At 45.5% G+C, this 4,488-nt stretch carries 4 protein-coding genes; all 4 read left to right on the top strand.

Annotated elements, in window-relative coordinates; all coding sequences use genetic code 11:
* A partial coding sequence (locus tag ACFILH_RS00175; protein WP_375667180.1) for a hypothetical protein occupies positions 1 to 181 on the top strand: 181 nt, incomplete at its 5' end.
* Between the two features lie 17 nt (positions 182 to 198).
* Positions 199 to 3,900: a hypothetical protein gene (locus ACFILH_RS00170; RefSeq protein ID WP_375667179.1), complete on the top strand. Its 3,702-nt coding sequence runs from the start codon at positions 199 to 201 to the stop codon at positions 3,898 to 3,900.
* 9 nt (positions 3,901 to 3,909) lie between these two features.
* Positions 3,910 to 4,239 (top strand): hypothetical protein, encoded by a 330-nt coding sequence (locus ACFILH_RS00165; protein ID WP_375654732.1) that lies wholly within the window; start codon positions 3,910 to 3,912, stop codon positions 4,237 to 4,239.
* Positions 4,240 to 4,302: 63 nt separating this feature from the next.
* Positions 4,303 to 4,488: lysozyme (locus ACFILH_RS00160; RefSeq protein ID WP_375667178.1), on the top strand; the 186-nt coding region annotated here is incomplete at its 3' end.

Below are 4,488 nucleotides of genomic sequence, written 5' to 3'. Positions count from 1 at the left end.
GGTCGTTTTGTATTCGGGGGAAGTATTTGTACATGCGCCGCTTAATGGCGTTTTTGATTTACTGAAAGCAGCTTTGAAAACGGAGCTTGATGGTTCACTGAAAGATTTAGAGAAGCGCTTAGAGATCTTAAGAGAAGAGTTTGAAGATTTGAAAGAGTGTTCATTGGATGAAGCCCTCTGAATGAAGGAATAAAGCAGATGAAGATACCCGATCATGAACATGAATATTTGATACCTGTCGCGACGAGAGAAGAAATGATAGCAGGAACTTCTCAAGACAGCGTTGTTGTTCCGAAGCTTTTAGGGACGGCATCTTTGTATTCGTATGAAACCTTTGCGCCGTTAGAGCAGGTTGTTAATGCAAGGCAAGAAGCAGAAAAAGCCATGGCGCGTGCGAATGGGGCGCAACAAACAGCAGATCAAGCGAAAACTATAGCAGACACAGCAGCGAGTTCAGTTACTGTAGCTTCTGAAGCCAAGACGACAGCAGAGACAGCTTTAGAGCAGGCAAATACGGCATTAACAGTATCCAATGCCGCCAAGGCAACAGCAGAGGTATCGAAAACCTCTTCAGAAGATGCCAAGATGAAGTCAGAAGCGGCTGAGAGGTTAGCGCAAGAAGCCAAGCGTATTGCGGATGATACTAAAGGTGCAGCCGATAGAGTGGCGACAACGGTCACGGAAAGCTCTCAAAGAGTGACACAAGTTCAAAGCACAGTAGAGACAGCTTTGACAGAGGCAAGAGAAGCCAAGGCAACGGCAGGAGATGCAAAAACACTTTCCGAACAAACCAAGAGCGCTTTTGATGATGCCAAGCAGGTGATGGGCGAGGTGAAGAATGTTGCAGAAACAGCAGCAACGAACAGTGGGCAAGCTCTCACGACAGCTTCTGAAGCCAAGATGACAGCTGATAGAGCCTCTTCGGTAGCCGGTGATGCAAAAGAAACGGCGTCTAAAGCCCTGTCGGTAGCTCATGGTCTTAAGCAATCGGTTGATCATGTCAAGAATACAGCTGAGGGAGCCAAAAGGACAGCAGAAGGAGTAGAGCAGAGGGCTTTAACAATAGAAGACGTTGCTACACAAGCCAAGACTAAAGCTGGTGAAGCCAAACAATTGGTTGAAGAAGTTAAGACGACAGCGCATTTAGCAGAAACGTTAGCGAATAATGCAAAGCAGTTAGCGGATAGTGCAAAAGACACAGCGGTGGAAGCGAAGAATAAAGCAGAGGATGCTCATGTCCTATCGCAAGAAGCTAAGAGCACAGCAGAGACGGCAGAAGAGAAAGCCGCAAGAGCCGAAAAGAAGGCAGATGATGCGACAGTTACAGCTTCTGAAGCCAAGACTATGGTGCAAGAAGCAAAACAGGCGTTAGAGACATCAACAGCGCAACAAGATGCTTCAGAAGCACTGTCTCAAGCCGCTGAAGCGAAGAAAGTAGCAGATCAGGCAGCAACGTTAGCCAATGAAAGTAAAACGACAGCTGTTGAGGCAAAAGGTTTAGTGGAGGAAGTAAAACAATCGGTAGCGACAGCGACAGCAACAGCAGAAAGCGTAGCTAAGGAAGCTAAAGTAGCATCAGAAAGCGCTGTTACAGTGGCGAATACAGCGAGGACCACAGCAGAAGAAGCCAAGAGTGCAGCGGATACAGCAACAGCAACGGCTCATCAAGCCCAACAGAGTGCAGAGGAGGCTACAAAAGTAGCTTTGGAAGCGAAAGCGGTAGCAGAGTCTGCGGCGCGTTCAGGAGAGACGGCAGGGCAGGTTGATGCAGAAGCGTTGAAGGGCATAGCACAAGAGGCGAAGCGTAAAGCGGAAGAAGCCGAGAAAATAGCACAAGAAGCCAAACAGACAGCAGGTTATGCCAAGCATGATGCGGAGCAAGCGCGTAGTGAGGTGGAAAATGCAAAAAGCACAGCGAATGCAGCGTGGAATAAAGCCCACAAAGCGAATGAAACAGCAGATAGTGCTAAGCTTACAGCAAGTTTAGCAGAAACGGCAGGCGAAGAAGCCAAGAAAATAGCGGAGAAAGCCAATAACTACGCGTATGAAGCAAAAGATGAAGCCGAAAAAGCCAAGGAAATAGCCAATAGTGCAAAATATGCAGCAGGAGAGGCGCAAAAGGCAGCTGAAACAGCGGGTAAAAAAGCCGCGTCTTTAGAAGCAGCCGCAGAAGAAGCCGAAAAAATAGCTAAAGAAGCTAAACAGACAGCTGGTTATGCCAAGCATGATGCGGAGCAAGCGCGTAGTGAGGTGGAAAAGGTAAAAAGCACAGCGAATGAAGCGTGGAGTAAAGCTTACGACGCGAATGAAGCAGCCAATAACGCTAAGACTATAGCAAGATTAGCAGAAATGGCAGGCGAAGAAGCCAAGAAAATAGCGGAGAAAGCCGATGACCGAGCGTATGAAGCCAAGAATGAAGTAGAAAAAGCCAAGGAAATAGCTAGTAATGCAAAATATATAGCAGGAGAGGCGCAGAGGGCAGCCGAAACAGCGGGTAAGAAAGCCGCGTCTTTAGAGGAAGAAGCGGAAGAGGCACAAAAAATAGCCAAGGAAGCCAAGGAGTCTGCTGGTTATGCAAGACATGACGCGGAGCAAGCGCGTAGTCAGGCAGAAAAGGCAGAAAAAACAGCAAATGAAGCGTGGAGTAAAGCTTACGACGCGAATGAAACAGCAGATAATGCTAAGACTATAGCAAGTTTAGCACGGATGTACTCAGATGAAGCCAAGAAAAAAGCCGAGTCGGCAGATTCACAAGCCTATCAAGCCAAGAGCGAAGCCGAAAAAGCCAAGGAAGTAGCTGATAGAGCGAAAAGGACAGCAGAAGAAGCTAAAACAACAGCCGATACGACGAAACAAGAGCTTGGAGGTATCAAGAGTTCCCTAGCAACGGCAACAACAGCCCATACAGTAGCTTCACAGACAAAAGTGCTAGCGGAAGAGGTAAACAATTTACTGAAACAGTCCAATTTAACGGTTCTTTCAATTTCCACACCGTTTCTTGTTGCGAAAGGCAAAGCGGAATTAACCTTGAAAAAAGGAACACGCATAACCTTGGCATTAGGCAATGATATTTTAGTTGCAAGTTATACGGCAGATACAAGAATAAGCGTTCCTCCTCTTTCGGTGGGCAAAGATTATTATGTTTATTTGGTTTCTGATGGAGGACAGTCTCATAAACTTGTTTTATCAGAAAACTCTACGTATCCAAGGGATTACACAGTGAGTAATTCACGAAAGATAGGAGGGTTTCATACGCTCTGTGCGGATGTTGGTACGATTTCCGGTCACCCATTGTCTGGTTATAGAGCAGGGGATATTTTACCCAATTCAGTTTGGTGTCTCAATCACCGCCCGCATAGTTCACCAGAAGGAATGGTTTATGACCCCTCTACAGATCTTTGGGTTGATATTTATCTTCAGTCAGGGACGGGTCACAATACCCGCTCGGCGTATAATGTTCCTATTACGACGAACCGTCTACAAACAGATCACATATCCGATATGCTGCGTGTTAGGAAGGCTTTGCTCAATAATACAGAATTTGCCTCCGCGATGTATGGAAGCAATGAAGGTGGTGGGATTCAAGGCAAAAAAGCACCTTCACCAAAACATTCTGGAGGTTATAAGAATACGGCAAATATACGGATGGTTTCGCATATCGGTTGTGAAGATGGTTGCGGTTATGTTTGGCAATTTGTGAAAGATGTTTGTTTCATGCAAACGGTAACTGGAACCTCACCAAATGTACAGTTTAAAAAAGATATGTATGCATTGTTGGCTGGTGGAGACTGGTCAGATACTACGAATATCAATCCACATCTGCGTGCAATCATTATACGGAATGCCATTTATGAATCGGCTGGCGCCCGTGGCTGTAGTTATCCACGGCATTTTATTTAGGAGGGGTAGATGATAGATTATCCAGAGCATTTAAATAGCAAAGAAGATTATATGAATATGCTTTCCTTTGATAAGGCTGAAACCGTAAGGAGGTTAGAGGTTCTTTTAGAGACGCGTTTTTATTGGGTTTTAGTCAAGGAGTTAAGTGAAGGAGAAGAGGGGATTGAAGATGACACGCATAAGGTTTGTCTAACAACAACCATACCGTTTGATTCAAATGGTGATTTTGTAGAAAAGCGTTGTCAGTATGAATTACAGGAAAGCGAATATGCGCCGCTCTTTCAACTTGGCTTTCGTGTTGAAGAAGTCGAGCAGCTGATCAAAGAACATAGCCAATAGAGATCATAAGAAAACATTTTTATGCCGCCTCACTTTTGTGGGGCTTTTTTTATGGAGCGTCAGATGAGAAAGATATCGAAAGAAGGATTAGAGCTTATCAAACAATGGGAAGGTTTGCGTTTAGAGGCATATCGAGATACGGCATGTGTCTGGACGATTGGTTATGGCCACACCAGCAATGCGGGGAACCCCCTTGTCAAAAAAGGCATGTGTATTAGCCAAGAGCAAGCAGAAGAAATCCTTTGTGAA

The organism is Bartonella sp. CL435QHHD (assembly GCF_042195095.1).
GTDB lineage: Bacteria > Pseudomonadota > Alphaproteobacteria > Rhizobiales > Rhizobiaceae > Bartonella.
Note: the sequence above shows the minus strand (reverse complement) of the source record. Positions and strands in the feature narration are given on the sequence as shown.